This window comes from Prosthecodimorpha hirschii, assembly GCF_001305515.1.
In the GTDB taxonomy this organism is placed as follows: domain Bacteria; phylum Pseudomonadota; class Alphaproteobacteria; order Rhizobiales; family Ancalomicrobiaceae; genus Prosthecodimorpha; species Prosthecodimorpha hirschii.
On the sequence record NZ_LJYW01000001.1, the window covers coordinates 5910793 to 5930534 of the forward strand.

16 protein-coding genes and 1 pseudogene are annotated in these 19742 nt (G+C 68.0%); 5 read left to right on the forward strand and 12 right to left on the reverse strand.

What is annotated here, in order from left to right; translation table 11 throughout:
• The 5 genes and pseudogenes from ABB55_RS25955 to ABB55_RS25970 form a co-directional block, all read right to left on the reverse strand.
• Positions 1 to 369 (reverse strand): annotated as a pseudogene (locus ABB55_RS25955) (BMP family ABC transporter substrate-binding protein); the annotation flags it as partial.
• Positions 370 to 592: 223 nt separating this feature from the next.
• On the reverse strand, positions 593 to 1051 hold the full coding sequence (locus ABB55_RS25960) for a type III secretion system chaperone (RefSeq protein ID WP_054361420.1): 459 nt from the start codon (positions 1049 to 1051) through the stop codon (positions 593 to 595).
• Positions 1052 to 1063: 12 nt separating this feature from the next.
• Positions 1064 to 1240, reverse strand: coding sequence for a hypothetical protein (locus tag ABB55_RS30530; RefSeq protein WP_160321325.1), 177 nt, complete (start codon positions 1238 to 1240; stop codon positions 1064 to 1066).
• Between the two features lies 1 nt (position 1241).
• Entirely contained in the window at positions 1242 to 2132 is an 891-nt protein-coding gene (locus ABB55_RS25965) for an ADP-ribosyltransferase (protein WP_054361421.1), read from the reverse strand.
• Between the two features lie 18 nt (positions 2133 to 2150).
• Positions 2151 to 2555: a type III secretion system chaperone gene (locus tag ABB55_RS25970; protein ID WP_054361422.1), complete on the reverse strand. Its 405-nt coding sequence runs from the start codon at positions 2553 to 2555 to the stop codon at positions 2151 to 2153.
• A 245-nt stretch (positions 2556 to 2800) separates the two neighbouring features.
• On the opposite strand from ABB55_RS25970, the gene tig reads away from it, so the two are divergent.
• The 5 genes from tig to ABB55_RS25995 all read left to right on the forward strand — a co-directional run bounded on the left by tig (position 2801) and on the right by ABB55_RS25995 (position 10429).
• The gene (gene tig, locus ABB55_RS25975; protein WP_054361423.1) at positions 2801 to 4141 is read left to right on the forward strand and encodes a trigger factor; all 1341 of its coding nucleotides are present in this window, start codon (positions 2801 to 2803) and stop codon (positions 4139 to 4141) included.
• 303 nt (positions 4142 to 4444) lie between these two features.
• Positions 4445 to 5077 carry an ATP-dependent Clp protease proteolytic subunit gene (locus ABB55_RS25980; RefSeq protein ID WP_054361424.1) on the forward strand — a complete coding sequence of 211 codons (633 nt, stop codon included), beginning with the start codon at positions 4445 to 4447 and terminating at the stop codon, positions 5075 to 5077.
• Between the two features lie 486 nt (positions 5078 to 5563).
• Positions 5564 to 6829, forward strand: a complete 1266-nt coding sequence (gene clpX / locus ABB55_RS25985; RefSeq protein WP_054361425.1) for an ATP-dependent Clp protease ATP-binding subunit ClpX — start codon at positions 5564 to 5566, stop codon at positions 6827 to 6829.
• Between the two features lie 495 nt (positions 6830 to 7324).
• Positions 7325 to 9742, forward strand: coding sequence for an endopeptidase La (gene lon, locus ABB55_RS25990; protein ID WP_054361426.1), 2418 nt, complete (start codon positions 7325 to 7327; stop codon positions 9740 to 9742).
• Between the two features lie 411 nt (positions 9743 to 10153).
• Positions 10154 to 10429: an HU family DNA-binding protein gene (locus tag ABB55_RS25995; RefSeq protein ID WP_054361427.1), complete on the forward strand. Its 276-nt coding sequence runs from the start codon at positions 10154 to 10156 to the stop codon at positions 10427 to 10429.
• A gap of 393 nt (positions 10430 to 10822) precedes the next feature.
• On the opposite strand, the gene ABB55_RS26000 is transcribed toward ABB55_RS25995, so the two are convergent.
• The 7 genes from ABB55_RS26000 to ABB55_RS26030 all read right to left on the reverse strand — a co-directional run bounded on the left by ABB55_RS26000 (position 10823) and on the right by ABB55_RS26030 (position 19739).
• Positions 10823 to 11161 carry a hypothetical protein gene (locus ABB55_RS26000; protein ID WP_054361428.1) on the reverse strand — a complete coding sequence of 113 codons (339 nt, stop codon included), beginning with the start codon at positions 11159 to 11161 and terminating at the stop codon, positions 10823 to 10825.
• A gap of 71 nt (positions 11162 to 11232) precedes the next feature.
• Positions 11233 to 12786: a hypothetical protein gene (locus ABB55_RS30030; RefSeq protein ID WP_152982194.1), complete on the reverse strand. Its 1554-nt coding sequence runs from the start codon at positions 12784 to 12786 to the stop codon at positions 11233 to 11235.
• A 252-nt stretch (positions 12787 to 13038) separates the two neighbouring features.
• Positions 13039 to 15315 carry a TRAP transporter permease gene (locus ABB55_RS26010; protein WP_054361429.1) on the reverse strand — a complete coding sequence of 759 codons (2277 nt, stop codon included), beginning with the start codon at positions 15313 to 15315 and terminating at the stop codon, positions 13039 to 13041.
• Positions 15316 to 15628: 313 nt separating this feature from the next.
• On the reverse strand, positions 15629 to 16582 hold the full coding sequence (locus ABB55_RS26015) for a TAXI family TRAP transporter solute-binding subunit (protein WP_054361430.1): 954 nt from the start codon (positions 16580 to 16582) through the stop codon (positions 15629 to 15631).
• A 99-nt stretch (positions 16583 to 16681) separates the two neighbouring features.
• Complete coding sequence (locus ABB55_RS26020) at positions 16682 to 17617, reverse strand: hypothetical protein (protein ID WP_054361431.1); 936 nt, start codon at positions 17615 to 17617, stop codon at positions 16682 to 16684.
• A gap of 91 nt (positions 17618 to 17708) precedes the next feature.
• Positions 17709 to 18626, reverse strand: a complete 918-nt coding sequence (locus ABB55_RS26025) for a hypothetical protein (protein WP_054361432.1) — start codon at positions 18624 to 18626, stop codon at positions 17709 to 17711.
• Positions 18627 to 18767: 141 nt separating this feature from the next.
• A complete protein-coding gene (locus ABB55_RS26030; RefSeq protein WP_054361433.1) occupies positions 18768 to 19739 on the reverse strand; it encodes a 2-hydroxyacid dehydrogenase in 972 nt (323 codons plus the stop codon).
• Positions 19740 to 19742: the final 3 nt, after the last annotated feature.

Sequence of the window (19742 nt, forward strand, 5' to 3'; positions counted from 1 at the left end):
CATCAGGAAGGCGGTGTTCTTGTAGTCCGAGGCGATCTTGCGCGCGGCGCGCTCCAGACCGAAGGCCTCGCCGATGACCAGATCCTTCTTGGCCTCGGCATATTCGCGGATGACGCGCTCGGCGTCGGTATCGGCGACGTTCTCCGAATAGACATAGGTGATGTCGCCGCGCGCGACCGCCGCCTTCAGGGCGATGTGCAGGCGGGAGATCCACTGCTGCTCGATCGGCACCGAGGTCACCATGGCGACCGAGATCGGCTTGGCCTTGGCGGCCAGCGCCGGGCTGCCGAGGACGGCGCTCAGAAGGGTCGCGCCGGTTCCGGCGAGGACCGCGCGGCGGCTGGCGGTGAGATCGAGAAAGTCGGTCATGTGGCTCCCCATCCGCCCGGGTCCGGACCTGTCCCTCGGCCGGGCGGATGAATTTGGCCATATGGTCAAGTTTTGCGCAAGGCCATGGGGTGGGCATGCCCACCGCCGTGAATGGATCGGATGCCCTTTCCGGAGGCGGATGCGGGCCGGCTTGCGCAAGAACGCGGCAGACAGCGGAGACGCCGGCCGGGCGGCCCGCGCCTCCGACGGACATCCGGGCCGGTCAGAGCCGCAGCGTCACGTAGTCGGACGGGATGTCGTCCGCCGCCGCCCGGTTGCCGCGCGCATCCGCACGCCGATAGCCGGCCGTGACCGTCTCGACATCGGCCACGAAGGCCTCGACGGCCTTGCTGAACTCCCAATAGGCGAGCCCGGCCAGGAAGATGTCGCGCACCAGCATGACCGCCTTGGTGTCCGGCTCGATGGCGATCCGGGTGCGCCGCGCGGCGAGGTCGCCGTTGGTCTTCAGCACCGCGGCCGGATCGGCCAGACGGCCGCCGGCATCCGGGTCGATGACGGCCATCAGATAGAACGAATCGTTGGCCGGGCTGTAGGCGATCGAGGTCTGGGTCTCGCGCACCTTCATCGGGATGAGCCCGTTGCGGTCGAAGTCGAGCGACCGCAGGCCGTGGTCCCGCGCGAGTTCCTGGAGCAGGGCCGTGGCCCTCGAACTGAGATGCATGGCTTCGCTCCCTCAGGACTGCTTGTCGTCGCGGGCCTTCGGCGGCGCGTCGGCGGAGGTCATCTTGTCGATGAAGTCCTGCGTGAAGGGGTTGCGGGTCTCCTTGCGGGCCCGGGCTTCATATTCGGCGTCGATCGCCTCGGCCTGGGCGATCTCCTCGGGGGTCAGCGTGCCCTTGATGACTTTCATGTCAGACCTCCTGCAGGGTGAGGGTGATCTTGGTCTCTTCGAGCTTCTTCGGCATGCCCATCATGGTATAGGGATCGGGCTGCGGTTCCGCCCGCTTGAGCACCTTGAACTGCGTTCCGGGCGGAAACAGGATCTCGTTCTCCTCCTGCTTGTTCGAGAAGGCCTGCACGTCCTTGCCCGACGATCCGCCCTTCACGGCGATGCGCATCACGAACTCGCCGCCGAGGAAGTCCATCGCGCCGGTGGTGATCGTGCTGGTCGAGGAATAGCCGCCGGGTTCGACGGTGTTGCCGGGCTGATACTGATCGGCGATGTGCTCCGGCAGATCGGTCAGCCGGGTCAGGGACGGACCCTGATAGCTCGGCAGCTTGGCCATCCCGGAGATGATTTCCTTGTTGAGCGCGCTCACGTCGTCGGACAGCGGCTTGCCGGAGCGCAGCTGATTGTTGATCGGCGTGTAGTCGCCGGTCGTGTACATGAAGATGCCGACCGCTTCGCCCAGCGTCAGACCATGATCCTTCATCATCTTAACGCATTCCGGGCGCGACAGCACGACCTTCATGCCGGTTTCCAGGTTCTTCTTGTTGATGCCGCTGTCGCCGTCCTTCACGGCCTGGTACATCTCGCTGTTTCTGAACTCCTTCTTCGCCCGCTGGATGTCCTTCTTGCTCGTGGTCGCGGAGAAGACCACCTCGCCGCCGCCGGCATCGTGCTTCGGCTGCGCCTCGGCCTTCTTGCCGCCGGACGAGAAGGCCTTGCCGATCTTGTCGAACAGGTTGCTGAAGAAGCGGGTGAAGGCGTTGCCCTTCACTTCGGTGGGGTTCTGCTGCGTCGTGCCGATGCCGAAGTTGGCGTGGGTCCCCTTGGGGGCATTGACGTTCATGTCGGCCATGGTTCTGTCCCCCGGTCGTCAGGCCGCATGGGCCAGTTTGCGGTTGATGATGCGCGAGACCTCCAGGGCGCCCTTGCCCTGGGCGCCGGCGAGGTCGCCGAGCCGGTCGGGCTCGATCGCGGCGGCCGGGATCACGTTGACGAGCTCGAGACCGAAGCCGTCCTCCGGCCAGGCCAGCATCGCGCCGGCGGTGACGCCGTTGGGGAGGTTCAGTTCGAGGAGGGAGGCGACGAGATCGGTCGGCAGCGCGGGCGAATAGGCGTTGACGGGCGTGCGGATCGTGATCGTCGCGGCCGTCTCGTCGAAACCGATGTTGACGAGCTGCGTGCCTTCCACGACGAGACCGTAGAAACCGTCGTCCGGCTCGTCGAGTTCGAAGCCGATGCGCCGCTCCAGGGCGCTGATATACTTGCCGATATCCATGCGTTCACCTCCGTGATGGCGCCACCATGACATGGCCCTCCCGGGCCGTTGTCACGTTTGTGACTGCCACCGCACGGTGGCGCCCGGTGCCGCCGATCGATCCGATGGCGGCGGCGCTCCGCGCTTTTTCGCTTCCCTTCCGCCCGCCTTTTCGACTATGAGGGCCGCTCGAAACGAAGCGCCCTCCGGCCATGGCAGCCGCGGGGCGTACGACCGCACACAAAAAAGCCACAGGAATCCGCCCCATGCAGGTGACCGAGACCCTTTCCGAGGGCCTGAAGCGCGAACTCAAGCTCGTCGTTCCGGCCCACGACCTCTCCAGCCGCCTCGACCAGCGGCTGGTCGAGATGAAGGATCGCGTCCGCATCAACGGCTTCCGTCCCGGCAAGGTGCCGGTGGCGCATCTGCGTCGCCTGGTCGGCCGCCAGGAAATGGCGCAGATCATCGACAACGTGATCGGCGAGACCATCCGCAAGGTGGTCGAGGACCGCAACGAGCGGCCGGCGCTCAACCCGGAAGTCAAGCTGTCCGAAGAGGTCGAGGCCGAGAAGCTGGTCGACGGCGAGGCCGACCTGATCTTCACCGCCACCTATGAGCTGCTGCCGGCCTTCGAGATCCAGGATTTCTCGACCATCGCGGTCGAGCGTCCGGTGGCCGAGGTGGCCGAGACCGAGGTCGACGAGCAGCTCGCGCGCATCGCGGAGGGCAACCGTCCCTTCGTCGAGAAGGAGGGCGCCGCCGCGACCGGCGACCGCGTCACCATCGATTTCGTCGGCAAGATCGACGGCGAGGCCTTCGAGGGCGGTTCGGGCGAGGGCGTCGACCTGACGCTCGGCTCCGGCCAGTTCATCCCGGGCTTCGAGGACCAGCTGGTCGGCGCTTCCGCCGGCGACGCGCGCACCGTCGAGGTCGCCTTCCCGGCCGAGTATCCGGCCAAGCACCTGGCCGGCAAGGCCGCCACCTTCGACGTGACCGTGAAGTCGGTCTCGGCCCCGGGCGAACTCGTCGTCGACGACGAATGGGCGACCAAGCTCGGCCTGGAGAGCCTCGACAAGCTCAAGGAAATCCTGCGCGATCAGATCCGCTCGCAGTACGACCAGGCCAGCCGCGCCAAGGTCAAGCGCGCGCTGCTCGACCAGCTCGACGGCGTCTACCAGTTCGACCTGCCCGAGAAGCTGGTCGAGGGCGAGTTCGAGCAGATCTGGAAGCAGGTCGTCGACGAGATGACCCAGGCCGGCAAGAGCTTCGCCGACGAGAACACCACCGAGGAGGCCGCCAAGGCCGACTACCGCCGCATCGCCGAGCGTCGCGTGCGCCTCGGTCTCGTCCTCTCCGAGGTCGGCGAGAAGAACGAAGTGCAGGTCACCGACGACGAGGTCAGCCGCGCGCTCGTCGAGCGGGCCCGCCAGTTCCCGGGCCAGGAGCGCGAGGTGTTCGAATACTATCGCAAGACCCCGGCGGCTCTGGCCACCCTGCGCGCTCCCCTGTTCGAGGAGAAAGTCGTGGATTTCATCCTCGGCAAGGCACAGGTCACCGACAAGACCGTGGCCAAGGACGAGCTCTTCAAGGAAACCGAAGAGGCTTGAAAAAGCCCTTCGGGATCACGATCTGCACGGTTGCCGAGCCCGCCTGACCTGGCGGGCTCGCTGCATTTCCGGGGGATGGTGACGCGGCCGCTGGCGTTCACGTTACCGTCACGACGATGGGGTCCGGCCGAGCGGGCCCCTTTCGCTGGCCGGTTCCTTGCAATATGTATCGACGATCAGGCGACTCTGTCCGCTTTTCGACAGGGTCCGGGGTGCGGCATGGGCCGTTCCCGACAGAGTTTGGGCCGGAAGGCCGCAGCCGTCGCCCCGCCGCGGGGAACGTGCCAGGAACAAGGACCTCAGATGCGGGATCCCATCGACACCTATATGAGCTACGTGATTCCCCAGGTCATCGAGACGACCAATCGCGGCGAGCGCTATCAGGACATCTTCTCGCGCCTCCTGAAGGAGCGCATCATTTTCGTGTCGGGTCCGATCGACGACGTGATGGCGACGCTGGTCTGCGCCCAGCTGCTGTTCCTCGAAGCCGAGAATCCGAACAAGGAAATCGCCATGTACATCAACTCGCCCGGCGGGTTGGTGACGGCCGGCCTGGCGATCTACGACACCATGCAGTTCATCAAGCCGCAGGTCTCGACGCTGTGCATCGGCCAGGCGGCCTCGATGGGCTCGCTGCTGCTCGGCGCCGGCGAGAAGGGCTCGCGCTTCTCGCTGCCCAATTCGCGCATCATGCTGCACCAGCCCTCGGCCGGCTTCCGCGGCCAGGCCTCGGACATCCATCTGCACGCCCAGGAGATCCTGAACCTGAAGCGGCGCCTGAACGAGCTCTATGTGCGCCACACCGGCATGGATCTGGCGACCGTGGAGAGCGCGCTCGAGCGCGACAACTTCATGACGCCCGACAAGGCGAAGGATTTCGGTCTCATCGACGGCGTGATCTCCAGTCGCGCCGCCCTCGAGGCCGCCGCCGCCTAAAGGCTGCGACGCGGCGGGGCCGGTTCGGCCGGCCGCCGCAAATTTGAGGGTCCGCGCCCTGTCCGCCCCGAGCGGGCGTCGCGCGGACCGGGACGATGCCACGCTGGCGGACTGCAGCCCGCCGGGCACGGCGGCGAGGTTTCGGTTGTTCTTAAGACAACCTTGAACTTTCGCTCCCTAGCCTGACGGAATGGCTGCCAGAACTGCGCGCGAATCGGTCGACCGCCCCGCGGCGGCACCGGGACGCACGGATCGGAAGTCGACCGGCGACCCGGTCCCCGCCTGGAACGAGCGTTCCGACGGGTGCCCCGGCGAGACGGGCAGAGGAGGGGAGGCCACGGACCGGGCGACCGGGACGAGGGCTTCCGGGCGACAGCCAATGGCGGTCGAGGGGGCGACCCCGCAACCGCGGGGGCCGCGCCCTGATCAGCGGTGGCCGGACGGGTTCCCGATGGAATCCGAAAGGCGCACCCGACGGAGACGATGATGAGCGTCAAGCAAAACGGAAGCGACACCAAGAACACCCTTTACTGCTCGTTCTGCGGCAAGTCGCAACACGAGGTGCGCAAGCTCATCGCCGGGCCCACGGTGTTCATCTGCGACGAGTGCGTCGAGCTGTGCATGGACATCATCCGCGAGGAGAACAAGTCCTCGCTGGTCAAGTCCCGTGACGGGATCCCGACACCGCGCGAGATCCGAAAGGTCCTCGACGATTACGTGATCGGCCAGGAGCACGCCAAGAAGGTGCTGTCGGTCGCGGTGCACAATCACTACAAGCGCCTGAACCACGCGTCGAAGAACAACGATGTCGAGCTGGCCAAGTCCAACGTGCTGCTGATCGGCCCGACCGGCTCGGGCAAGACGCTGCTCGCGCAGACGCTCGCCCGCATCCTGGACGTGCCCTTCACGATGGCGGATGCGACGACGCTGACCGAGGCCGGCTATGTCGGCGAGGATGTCGAGAACATCATCCTGAAGCTGCTCCAGGCGGCCGACTACAATGTCGAGCGGGCGCAGCGCGGCATCGTCTATATCGACGAGGTCGACAAGATCAGCCGCAAGTCGGACAATCCCTCGATCACCCGCGACGTGTCGGGCGAGGGCGTCCAGCAGGCGCTCTTGAAGATCATGGAAGGCACGGTCGCTTCGGTGCCGCCGCAGGGCGGCCGCAAGCATCCGCAGCAGGAGTTCCTGCAGGTCGACACCACCAACATCCTGTTCGTGGTCGGCGGCGCCTTTGCGGGCCTGGAGAAGATCATCTCCGAGCGCGGCCGCGGCACCTCGATCGGCTTCAAGGCCCGCGTGGCGGCGCCCGAGGAGCGGCGCACCGGAACGCTGTTCCGGATGGTCGAGCCGGAGGATCTGCTCAAGTTCGGCCTGATCCCCGAATTCATCGGCCGTCTGCCGATCGTGGCGACGCTGGAGGATTTGGACGAGGAGGCGCTGGTCAAGATCCTGACCGAGCCGAAGAACGCGCTCGCCCGCCAGTATCAGCGGCTGTTCGAGATGGAAGGCGTCGAGCTCGTGTTCCACGAGGAGGCGCTGAAGGCGATCGCCCGCAAGGCCATCGAGCGCAAGACCGGCGCCCGCGGCCTGCGCTCGATCCTGGAAGGCATCCTGCTCGACACCATGTTCGACCTGCCCGGCCTGAAGGGCGTCAAGGAGATCGTGATCTCCTCGGAGGTCGTCGACGGCAAGGCGCGTCCGCTCTACACCTACGAGGATCAGGCGCAGGCCGGCATCTCGGCCTGATCCGATCCCGTCCTGTCGGTCTCCGGGGCGTCCGCGACGAGCGGGCGCCCCTTTCCGTTCGGCGCGGCCCGTACGCGCTGCCCGCCCGCGCTGGCTGTTCGAGCGGGGGCGCCGGGAGGCCACGTCGTTGCAGCGCGGCCACGCGCCGTCACCTTTGTGACGCAATCCCGCGGGGATCTTGTCCGCCGCAATGCGATGGCAGAATTAAGTGTCGGGTGACATTGAACTTCGCGGCCCGGCGCTATTTCCGGCGGGGATATCCGATCGCCTTGACACCCCCCTGTCGCGTCGCCACCTAATAAACACCTGAGACGGTCCTCGGAGATCTGTTCGCGTGCCCAAGTTGGTCGGGGCGCGGCGGGTCGGCCGAATGCGGCAGCGTCGTCGACCCTGGAGACAGGGCGCGGCAACCGGCCGGTCCGTTGCGGGTCCGCTCTTCCCGGGGCCGCGACAGGTGGCCCGGATGCCGAGAGCGACGAGAAAGGAAACGAGAGAATGACCGAGAAGCCCCGCGCCGCCGGGGGACCCGCCGAAGTCTTTCCGGTGCTACCGCTCCGGGACATCGTCGTCTTCCCACACATGATCGTTCCGCTCTTCGTCGGCCGCGAGAAGTCGATTCGCGCGCTCGAGGAAGTCATGCGCGCCGACAAGCAGATCCTCCTCGCGACGCAGATCAATGCCAGCGACGACGATCCGGCCACCGACGCGATCTACACGATCGGCACGCTGGCGAGCGTGCTGCAACTGCTGAAGCTGCCCGACGGCACCGTCAAGGTGCTGGTCGAGGGCGCCTCGCGTGCCGAGATCGTGCGCTTCTCCGACCGTCAGGACCTCTACGAAGCGGAAGTGCAGCCGCTCGCCGAGGAAGTGAGCGCCAAGGTCGAGATGGAGGCGCTGGCCCGCTCCGTGGTCTCGGAATTCGAGAACTACGTGAAGCTGAACAAGAAGGTCTCGCCCGAGGTGCTCGGCACCGTGACCCAGATCGAGGACTACTCGAAGCTGGCCGACACGGTCGCCTCGCATCTGGCCGTCAAGATCCCCGAGAAGCAGGAGATGCTCGGGATCGTCTCGGTCGCCCAGCGGCTCGAGAAGGTGCTCGGCCATATGGAGTCGGAGATCTCCGTGCTCCAGGTGGAGAAGCGCATCCGCTCGCGCGTCAAGCGCCAGATGGAGAAGACCCAGCGCGAATACTATCTGAACGAGCAGATCAAGGCGATCCAGAAGGAGCTCGGCGACAACGAGGAAGGCCGCGACGAGCTGGCCGAACTCGAGGAGCGGATCAAGAAGACCAAGCTCTCCAAGGAGGCCCGCGAAAAGGCCGGCAACGAGCTGAAGAAGCTGCGCCAGATGTCGCCCATGTCGGCCGAAGCGACCGTCGTGCGCAACTATCTGGACTGGCTGCTCGGCTTGCCCTGGGGCAAGAAGTCCAAGCTGAAGCAGGATCTGGTTCATGCCCAGGAGGTCCTGGACACGGATCATTTCGGCCTCGTCAAGGTCAAGGAACGGATCGTCGAATATCTCGCCGTGCAGGCGCGCGCCAACAAGCTGAAGGGGCCGATCCTGTGCCTCGTCGGCCCGCCCGGCGTCGGCAAGACCTCGCTCGGCAAGTCGATCGCCAAGTCCACGGGCCGTGAGTTCGTGCGCATGTCGCTCGGCGGCGTGCGCGACGAGGCCGAGATTCGCGGCCACCGCCGGACCTATATCGGCTCCATGCCGGGCAAGGTCCTGCAGTCGATGCGCAAGGCCAAGAAGTCCAATCCGCTCTTCCTGCTCGACGAGATCGACAAGATGGGCATGGACTTCCGCGGCGATCCCTCGGCGGCCCTGCTGGAAGTGCTCGATCCCGAGCAGAACCAGTCCTTCATGGATCACTATCTGGAGGTCGAATACGACCTGTCGGACGTGATGTTCGTGACCACGGCCAACACGCTCAACATCCCGGCGCCGCTCATGGACCGGATGGAGATCATCCGGATCGCGGGCTACACCGAGGACGAGAAGGTCGAGATCGCGCGCCGGCACCTGCTGCCGAAGGCGAACAAGGATCACGGCCTGACCGCCGGCGAGTTCGAGATCGAGCCGGAAGCGCTGAAGCAGATCATCCGCCGCTACACCCGCGAGGCGGGCGTGCGCAATCTCGAGCGCGAGATCATGACGCTCGCCCGCAAGGCGACCAAGGATCTGGTGCTCAAGAAGACCGACAAGGTGCTGGTCGATCTGGTCAAGCTCGAGGAGTATCTCGGCGTGCCGCGCTATCGCTACGGCGAGGCGGAGCGCGAGGATCAGGTCGGCGCGGTCACCGGGCTCGCCTGGACGGAGGTCGGCGGCGAGCTTCTGACCATCGAAGCCGTCATGATGCCCGGCAAGGGCAAGATGACGGTCACCGGCAACCTGAAGGACGTGATGAAGGAATCGATCTCGGCGGCGGCCTCCTATGTCCGCTCGCGCGCGCTCGATTTCGGCATCGAACCGCCGCTGTTCGATCGTCGCGACGTGCATGTCCACGTGCCGGAAGGCGCCACGCCGAAGGACGGTCCGTCCGCCGGCATCGCCATGGCGACCTGCATGGTCTCGGTCATGACCGGTATCCCGATCTCCAAGGATATCGCCATGACCGGCGAGGTCACGCTGCGTGGCCGCGTGCTGCCGATCGGCGGCCTCAAGGAGAAGCTCCTGGCGGCCCTGCGCGGCGGCCTGAAGAAGGTGCTGATCCCCGAGGACAACGCCAAGGACCTGGCCGACATCCCCGAGAACGTGAAGAGCGGGCTCGAGATCGTTCCGGTCAGCCGGATGGACGAGGTGCTCCGGCACGCGCTGAGCCGCATGCCCGAGCCGATCGAATGGGAGGAGCCGGCGACGCCGCCGCGCTCGACGCCTGGCGACGAGGACGCGTCCGGCATCACGGCCCACTGATCCCGTACCGGCAATCTGCGAAAGCCCCGCCCCCTGAAGGCGGGGCTTTTTCGTGTCTGCGGGGCCCCGACGCGGTGTCGCAGGCAGGAAAAAGGGCGGCAAACTCCCGGATATTTCGGGGGTCGGCTGCGAAAGGCCTTGCGGAAGGCCACTTTTCGGGGCTTTTGGCTATCCCGTGATCGTCCCGACTCGAAGGGGCGCCCGCGAGCCTCCGGGAAAGGTCCCGAAGGCGAGGCGAGGAGTTTCCGGTCACGGGGCGCCGTTGCACGGACGCCGCCGGTCGGCCGGAACCGCGATCATTGACCCGGTCAGGAGCCGGGCGGGCTTCGGGTGGAAGCGGGGCCCGATCCGTCCACGAGATCGGCCGGCGCCCTCCGGGACGGCCGCAGAGACGAAAGAAGGAACGCGAGTATGAACAAGAACGAGCTGATCGCCGAAGTCGCCACCAAGACCGGCCAGACGAAGGCCGCTGCCGGCGAGGCCGTCGATGCCACCTTCGAAGCGATCGCCGCCGCGCTCGCCAAGGGCGACGAAGTGAAGATCGCCGGCTTCGGCAACTTCAACGTCGCCGAGCGTGCCGCCTCCGAAGGCCGCAATCCGCGCACCGGCGAGACCATCAAGATCCCGGCGCAGAAGTCGCCGAAGTTCCGGGCCGGCAAGGGCCTCAAGGACGCCGTCAACGGCTGATCCGACGCCCGGGCGATCGCCCGCACAGGCTGCAGCCCCGTCCGGTCCGCCGGGCGGGGTTTTTTCGTGTCCCGGCCCGGGACGGAGGGGCCGTTTCGGGGCACCACCCCATCTGTAGGGATCGGATGACCCTGTCGGTCATCAGACTGACGGTCATGGAATGATCGTCGGTCTTCGCTACGCGAATTTCTCATGCCTCTGACGCCTATGAGAAATTCGCCTTAATTCAGCGGCCCGATGCGTCCGCATCCTGGGCCGCTGGGATCAAGAGACGCAGGCTTGGGCCGTTCCAGGCCGGTCGCTCCGGGCGACCCGCTCTTGAGCCCGGCGCCAGGCCGGGCCGGGGGCCTGCCGGGCCCGGGGAGCTGCCAGGCCGGGGGCCTGCCGCCGTCTTCAGGTGACGAAGGGCATGATGTCGACGCCGTCGCCCGGGAAGACGGTGAGGTGCGGGTGATCCAGGAACATCCGTGCCGCCGCATCGGCGCTTTCCGCCTCGACGACCAGATAGCCGCAGACCGGGTTGACGGCATCGGCGATACCGTCCCGGGTCACGCGGGTCGTCTTGCCGACCATGCCGCCGCGATCGCGAATGACCGGCGCATGGCGTTCCTCCCACGCCGCCCATTGGGCGACGCCCTCCTGATCGACAGCATCCTGCTCGGATTTGGGCCGGCTTCGAAACGACGCGATGGCCTCGCGCGTGATGGTGTAGACGGCAAGAAATCGAGGCACTGGCGGAGCTCCCTGGGCGCGTCGGGCGTTTCGTGAACCAGCCGGGTGCCGCGCCGTGCGACAGCCGTCGCCTACGGCTGGGCCGGCTTCGGCTTTGCGCCTGCGGCGCCGGTCGGGCCCGGCCGGGTCGTGCTCGACGCGCTGTCGTTGCCGAACCCCGAGCGGAACTTGTCGAAATCGTCCGTCGTCATGGTCGGCGCCCAGACGCCGTTGTTGACCGGCGCCGGCGCGGCGGCCGGAAGCAGCGGGACGGCCGGGAAGGGCCGGCCGACGACGCGGGCGCCACCCTTGTCGCCCGGCGGCAGGCCGCCGGCCGCGGCGGCATCGAGGCCGCCAGGCGCCTTGCCGCCGGCCGGCACCGACGGGCTGCCGAGCGGCGAGGGCGGCTTGCCCGGACCTGCGCCGGCGGCCGCAACGGTCGGGACCGGCGGTGGTGGCGGCGGTGCCGGACGCGAGGTCGTCAGCGGCGGCCCCGGCGGCTGGGCGGTGGCGAGCGAGCCCGGGCCGCCCGGTCCGGGGCCGCTGTCGCCGAGGCCGGGCGGAACTCCCTCGTTGGCCGTCGCCGCCGGCCCGGTCGCGCCCGCGGCGGAGACCCGCGTCGGCTTCGGACGGGGCTGGGCCGAGATCGTCGGCGCGGCTTCGGCCTCTCCCGCGCCATCGCCGGGATCGCGATCGGGGCCGATGCCGGCGATCGTGTTGCCGATCCCAGGCGGGCGGCGGTCCAGCGAGAAGCCGGGGATGCGGCTCAGCACCGACTGCAGCGGGTCGGACACCCAGGCCCGCGTGACGAAGTCGCGATGGTTGGCGTTGCGTCCGCCATAGAGGAAGCTGACCCGGCCCGGCTCGAAACGGGCCGGTATGCCGATCTCGAACGGGACGCGCCGCGCCTCGGCCGCGTTCATCAGCCGGGTGTTGTTGCTCTCCGAGCCGCTCGAATAGGCGCTGAAGAAGAAGGCGCGGCCGCGCTTCGGCAGCCATTCGGCGTAGCGATCCTCCTCGCCGAACAGGGCGTCGAGCAGCACCACGCCCTGGATGCGCTCGGCCGCATCGCCGACGCTCATGGCGTAGATCGCCGGAAGGTAGCCGCCGCTATAGGCGACGATCAGAACGGGCGCCTTGGCGAGCGTCTCGGCGAGCGGGGGATCGCCCCTGAGGCGGGCGAGTTCGGCCGCCGCCTCCTGCAGGAACTTGGCGAAGTGGCCCGGCTGCCAGAACATGCCGGCGCTGGAATCGAGCGCGTTGACGGCAAATTGCGGCGCCACCAGCACGGCGTTGAGACCGGATTCGGCCACCTGGCGCGGCACGCGCTGCCGGTCGCGCACGTCGCGCTCCAGCTTCGCCTCGTTGCCGTGCAGATAGAGCACGATCAGCGTCGGCTTGCCCGGGTCGTAGCCGCGCGGGATCGAAAGCAGGACGTTGGAATCGCTATAGGTCTGGTCTTCGAAATAGACCCCGCCGCGCGGCGAGGTATGGCCCGCGCGGCCGTCCTGCACGACATCCAGGAAGGGCTTGCCCTGGCCGGGAACGTCGCCCCGATATGGGAACGGCGCGGTAGAAAATGGGACCAGGGCGGTCTGCGCGAAGCTCGCCGTCGGATCGCGCAGCGGCCGGGCCGTGGCGGCCACTCCGGCCCGCGCGGAATCCGCGCCCGCGGCGCGTCCCGCATCCTGTGCGGCGACAGGATCGCCCCAGCACAACCCCGCTGCGAGCCCACCGCACAGCGATGCACTCCGCAACCATGCACCGCAACGCCCCACGGCGGCCCATAGCATCGGCTGAACTCCACCCTCGCACACCGTGTCCGTGCGCGGATTGTATGCTACAGCGTTCCGCCCCGCGCCCCAATCCCGAATTGGGGCGGAAGCGATTTTGTTAACCTACGCTGCGGCCCTGCGCCGGGCGAGTAGCAAGCGCCACGCCAGGAATCCGGTGGTGGCGACCAGGCCGATGAAGTCGGTGGCCGTGCTCGGAAAGATCAGGAAGCCGGCGGCCACGAAGCAATAGATTCGCTCCGGCCAGGAGACCGGCCGGTCGAGATGGCCGAAGGCGGCGATCCCCCACAGCGCCATCGCGATCACCGCCTTGAGGGTGGTGAAGCCGGCCGCGAGCCAGTAGAGCGCGCCGTCGAGGCCCGCCACCGGCTGCAGCATCAGGGTCGGATCGTAGATCGCCATATAGGGAATGATGAAGCCGGGCAGGGCGATGCGCACCGCCTGCATGCCGATCTTCATGCCGGATTCCTTGGCCATCGGTGCCGCCGCGAAGGCGGCCAGCGCGACCGGCGGGGTCAGGTCGGCCATGATGCCGAAATAGAACACGAACATGTGGCTGACGATCAGCGGGATGTTCAGCCCGAGCAGGATCGGCGCCGCCAGCGAGGAGGTGATGATGTAGTTCGGGATGGTCGGAATGCCCATGCCGAGGATCAGGCTGAAGATCATGGTCAGCACGAGGGTCGCCGCCAGATTCTCCTTCCCGAGCGAGATCAGGCTGTTGCCGACGATGGTGCCGAGCCCGGTCAGCGTCATGGTGCCGATGACGATGCCGACCAGCGCGCAGGCGAGGCCGACCGGCAGCGCCTGGCGGGCGCCGTCGGCGAGCGCGGCGCGGCAGCCGAGCAGGGTCTCGCGTCCGCGCCCGGTCAGGAGCGCGGGGATCACCATGGCGAAGACCACCGCGGTGACGGCGGCGACCGAGAACCACAGCGAGGCCGCCGACAGGCCGGCGAGCGCGAGCCAGAACACGGTTCGGACGACGACCGAGCCGAGCCCGAAGGCGAGCGCCGTGCCGATGATCATGATCACCGTCAGCGCCACGCCGACCGCACCGGCGAAGAGCGGCGTGAAGCCGGCGAAGAGGAGCCAGACCAGCACCGCCAGCGGCAGGATCAGGAACCAGTTGCGCCGGACCTCGCCGAAGAAGCTCGGCAGTTCGGCGCGCGGCAGGCCCTGCAGGCCGAGCTTGCCGGCCTCCAGATGCACCGACCAGAAGCAGGCCGCGAAATAGAGGCAGGCCGGGATGATCGCCGCCTTGACGATCTCCGAATAGGGCACGTCGATGGTCTCGGCCATGATGAAGGCGACCGCCCCCATCACCGGCGGCATGATCTGGCCGCCCATCGAGGAGGTCGCCTCGACGCCGCCGGCAAAGGCCGAGGTGAAGCCGAAGCGCTTCATCAGCGGGATGGTGAACTGGCCCGAGGCGACCACGTTGGCGACGCCCGAGCCCGACACGGTGCCCATCAGCGCCGAGGAGGCGACGCAGACCTTGGCCGGTCCGCCGCGCGACCCGCCGAACAGCGCCATCGAGATGTCGTTGAAGAAATCGATCACCCCGGCCTTCTCCATGAAGGCGCCGAACAGGATGAACAGGAAGATGTAGGTCGCCGAGACCAGCGTCGGAGTGCCGTAGATGCCCTCGGTGCCGAACACCATGTGCTCGACGACCTGCTCGACATCGTAGGGCCGGTGGTCGAGCGGACGCGGCAGCCAATGACCGAACAGGCTGTAGGCGAGGAAGATCAGCGCCACGATCGGCAGGGCCGGCCCCATGGCGCGCCAGACCATGATCACCAGGATGGCGAGAGCGCCGCCGCCGACGACGAAGTCGAGCGGGGTGAGATCGCCGGAGCGTTGCACCAGGGCCTCGTAGAGATGCCACTGGTAGAGGCCGATGGCGAAGGCGGCGATGCCGATCGCCCAGGAGAGGATGCGGCCGAGACCCGGGCCGCTGCGGTGGTTGGCGAGCATGCCGCCGGCGAGAAGGCACAGGAAGCCGACATGCAGCGCGCGCAGCACCTGGCTCGGCACGCCGCCGGCATAGCGGGCCAGCAGGATCCAGGTCGCCGCCATGGCGACGAGCCCGATCACGCTGCCGACGACCGCGGCGCCGCGGCTGGCGCGCCATCCGGTCCACACGGCCCAGAGGATCAGGAAGCCGCCCGAGGCCCGGATGGCGTCGAGGCCGGGCAGGAAGGGCTTGTCGAGCGGAATGCCGAAGGCCGTGACGATCTGGAAGGTCGAGAAGGCGACGCCGATCCAGAACAGGATCGTGCCGCCGAGACCCGGGCCGAAATCCTCCGGCAGGTGGATTTCGGGATTGTCGGCGTGGCTGGGGCGGGCGAGTTCGTCCTGCGCAATCGGGGTATCGGTCATGAAGGGCTCCGGACCCGCGCGCGCGGGGATGCAGGCGTCCGCATCGGATGGCGGATGCGGACGGACCGCCGTCCGATCGGGACAGGGCGGACCGTCCTTGAGGCAGGGGCGGTGGGGCAGGGGCGGATGGCAATCCGCCGATGGCGAAGGCGCCGGCCGGAGACCTCCGGCCGATTGGGAAGGAAGCTGCCGGAAGTCTCCGGCCGATTGGGAAGGGAGCTGCCGGAGGTCCGGCCGAATGCGAAGGGAGCTCCCGGAGGTCTCCGGGCATTTTCGAAGGACCCGGCCGGAGGTCTCCGGCCGGGGCGCCGGATCAGAGCGCGCCCTTCTCCTTGAAATACTTGGCCGCGCCGGGATGCAGCGGGGCGATCGGGTTCTTGGCGCCGGTTTCGATCTTGATCACCTTGGCGGCCGCATGGGCAGCGTAGAGGTCGTTCAGGTTGTCGAAGATCGCCTTAGTCATCTGGTAGACGGTATCCTCCGAGAGGTCGGACCGGGTGACCAGATAGTTGATGATCGCCGCGGTCTGCACGTCCGCGTCCTGGCCCTGGTAGGTCTTGGCCGGGATGGTGGCGGACACGAAGGGCGCGCCGACCTTCTGGATCACGCTCGCGGGCACTTCCACGACGGTGATCGGCACCGAATTGGCAAGGTCGCGGATCGAGGCCACGCCGAGGCCGGCCGACTGCAGGGTCGCGTCGAGCTGGCGGTTCTTGATCAGTTCGACCGACTGGCCGAAATCGAGATACTCGACCTTGCCGAGATCGGAATATTGCAGGCCGGCGGCATTCAGGATGGCGCGGGCGTTGAGTTCGGTGCCCGACTTCGGCGCGCCGACCGAGAGCCGCTTGCCCTTCAGGTCGGCGAGCGACTTGATGCCGCTGTCGGCGGAGGCGACGATCTGGACATAGTTCGGATAGATCGCCGCGATGGTGCGGATCTTGTCGAGCTTGCCCTTGAAGCCCATCTCGGTGTCGCCCGCGATGGCGGCCTGGACCGCGTCGCCGAGGACGAAGCCGATCTCGCCCTTGCCGGACTGGATCAGGTTCAGATTCTCCACCGAAGCCTTGGTCGCCTGCACCGACGGCCGGGCACCGGGCATCTTGTCGGTCAGGATCTTGGAGATGCCGACGCCGATCGGATAGTAGACCCCGGACGTTCCGCCGGTCAGCACGTTGACGAACTCGTCGGCCCGGGCGAGCGCCGGAGCCAGCACGAAGCCGAGGGCCGCGGCCAGGCCGACGGTCTTTGATGCTAATTTACGCATGTGATCTCCTCCCGATCTTTACGTAGCACCGATCGTAGACAAACGACGGGCCGGGAGAAAACTGAAAATTTGCAAGGGGGCGTGCCGGTCCGCCGGCGATCACCCGCGGCGGCGGCCGGGGGCGAGGGTCTTGGTCCGCCGGGTGCGCAGCCAGACCGCGGCCTTGAACCGCGCCCATCGGCCCTCGGTCCGGTCGAAATGATCGAGGATCTCCGACGCCGCGGCCTCGGCGACGGCATCCTGCCGGTCTTCCTCCGCCTCCGGCAGGGTCAGGACGGCCGGCGGGCGGCCGGATTCGGCGAGCGATCGGATCAGCCCGTCGTTGACGACGAGCTGGCTGCGGGCCTGAAAGTGCGGCTGCGGCCGGTGCACGGCCGGGTGAACCGTGATCGCGGGGCGGGACAGATAGACCAGATGGTCGATCGGCAGGCCGCCGCGGAAGGACGGATTGAACTTGGTCGCGCCCTCGATGACGATCGTATGGGGCTGAAGTTTCAGGAGGCGGCGGAAGGCGGCGGTGACCAGCCCGGGCGCGATCCGGCTGGCATCGCGGAAATTGAGGCCGGGCATCGGGACGGCGTCGTCGAGCGCCAGGCCGAGGCTCCGGACCAGCGCGTCGCGGGTGTCGGGATCGGCGACCGCGAGGGGGACCTCCGGCCGGAAGAAGCGGCGGTTGTCGAGCAGCGTCGAGCCGGCCCGGGCCATCACGGTCTTGCTGAAGTCGGGAAAGCAGACGAACTGGACCGGCGCGACCAGATCGAGGAAGCCGTGGGTCAGCGGCGAGGCATTGGCGAGCTGGATGGCGTCGTGGCCGATCTCGGGTCCCGTGCGGGCCGGATCGCGCCAGACCTGCCGCTCGGGCATCTCGGCCATGATCCCGGCCGCATAGGGCTTGAAGGCCAGTGCCGGGTAGCCCTTGCGGACGAGCACGCGCACCAGGGCCGACGCGATGGTGGTCTTGCCGACTTCGGTTCCGCTGCCGGTGACCCAGATGATGCGCGGGGGGCGGTGCAGGCGGGGCAGTCGAATCGTCATGAGCGTCCCTCGGCCGGTTGTCGTTCGGCCCCGATGGCCTCGGCGCGTGACCCGGACGATCGAATCCGGCGGTCCGCGGCGGTCGCGCCCGTCATGAGCGTCGGCCTTCTGTCTTGAGCGGTTGCCCGGATCCGGTGGCGTCGCCCGGCGGCGCACGCCAGCGCAGCCAGCGGGGCGGGCGCAGCCGCTGGAGACGGCCGCGCAGGCTCTCGGCCCGGTCGAAGACCGCGAGGATATCCGCCGCGAGCGCTTCGGCCACCCGCGCGAGGTCGTCCTCGGCAACCTCGGGCAGCACGAAGGCGGCGGGGCGATAGCCTCGCGCCTCCAGGCGGTCGACGAAGGGGGCGGCCGGAACCAGCTGCCGGCCGGGCTCGAAGCGCAGGCGGGCGCCGATGCCGGCATAGACCCTGACCGCGGGCCGCTGGACGTGGATCAGGTGGTCGATGGTCGGCATGCCGTCGAAGCTCGGCAGGAAGGCGCCGGCGCCCTCGATCACCATGGTGTGCGGCTTGAGCGTCAGGAGCCGGCGATAGGCGGCCCGCACGGCGGCCTGATCGAGCCGCGGCGCATCGCGGAAGTTGAGCCCGGGCCAGGGCCGCGCCCGGTCGAGCGGCACGCCGAGCTTGCCGATGGCGTCGGCGACGATCTCGGGTTCGGGCTGCGGCCAGGCGGGCTCGGGCCGGTAGTAGGCCATGTTGCCGAGCAAGAGCGAGCCGGACCGGGCCGCGATGGTGGTCCGGAAGGTCGGGTGGCAGACGACGGAAATCGGTGCGACCAGGTCGAAATAGCCGTCGGTCAGGGGCGAGGTGCGGGCGAGCCGCATCGCGTCGCCGCCGACCTCCGGTGCGGTCCTGGCCGGATCGCGGATGGCGAGCCGGTCCGGCAGCAGCGTCAGCTGGCTGGCCGAATAGGGCTTCATCGGGATGGTGCGGACGCCGTTCCGGTTGAGGAGCCGGATCACCGCCATGGCGACGGTGGACTTGCCCGCCTCGGTGCCGTCGCCGACCACCCAGATGATCCGCGGCCGGCCCAGTGGAATCGAAATACCTGTTGAAAATCGCATACTTCGCCATGCCGTTCGGGCATCCAGAATAGTCCGGAAGCCCGTCCGACAAAAGCCCGTCCGAGTGCGACGGCCGGATTTAAGGTCTTACGCGACCCGGTCGCGGGGCGCCTGGCCGGCGAAGAAGGCCTCCAGATTCTCCATCACCCGCCAGCCCATCGCCTCGCGGGTCGCCTGGGTCGCCGAGCCGAGATGCGGCAGCAGGACGGCGTTCTCGCACGCGAGCAGGCTCGGTTCGATCCGGGGTTCGCCCTCGAACACGTCGAGGCCGGCGCCCTTGATCGTGCCGGCCTTCAGGGCCTCGGCGAGCGCCTTGCCGTCGATCACCTCGCCGCGCGCCGAGTTCACCAGGATGGCGGTCGGCTTCATCATCTTGAGCCGCTCGGCATTGATTAGGTGATAGTTGTCCTTGCCGCCCGGCATGTGCAGCGAGACCACGTCGGACTCGCGCAGCACCTCCTCGATGGTGTCGCGCTTCTCGGCGCCGGTCTCCGCGGCCAGTTCCGGCTTGACCGGGAAGGGGTCGAAATAGATCACCTTCATGCCGAAGCCGCCATGGGCGCGCTTGGCCGCCTCGCGGCCGATCCGGCCGAAGCCGAGCACCCCGAAGGTGCCGCCCGAGACCTTGGTGCCGATCATGTGGGTCGGCCGCCAGCCGGTCCAGTTGCCGGCGCGCACCTCGCGCTCGCCCTCGCCGGCACGGCGCGCGGCCATCAGCATCAGCGTGATGGCGAGATCGGCGGTGCATTCGGACAGGACTTCGGGCGTGTTGGTGACGACAAAGCCGGCCTTCTTGGCCGCCTCGGTATCGATATGGCTGTAGCCGACGCCGTAGGAGGCGATGATTCGGGTGCGCGCGCCGGCGACGTCGAGCACCGAGGCGTCGACCTTGTCGCTCACCGTCGGACAGAAGGCGTCGTAGTCCTTCAGGGCCTGGCGCATCTGGTCCGCGGTCATCGGCACGTCGGATTCGTTGAGCGTGACGTCGTAGAGCGCCTTCAGCCGGGCTTCGACGGCATCGGGCCAGCGGCGGGTGACGAGGACCTTGGGCTTGGACACGGG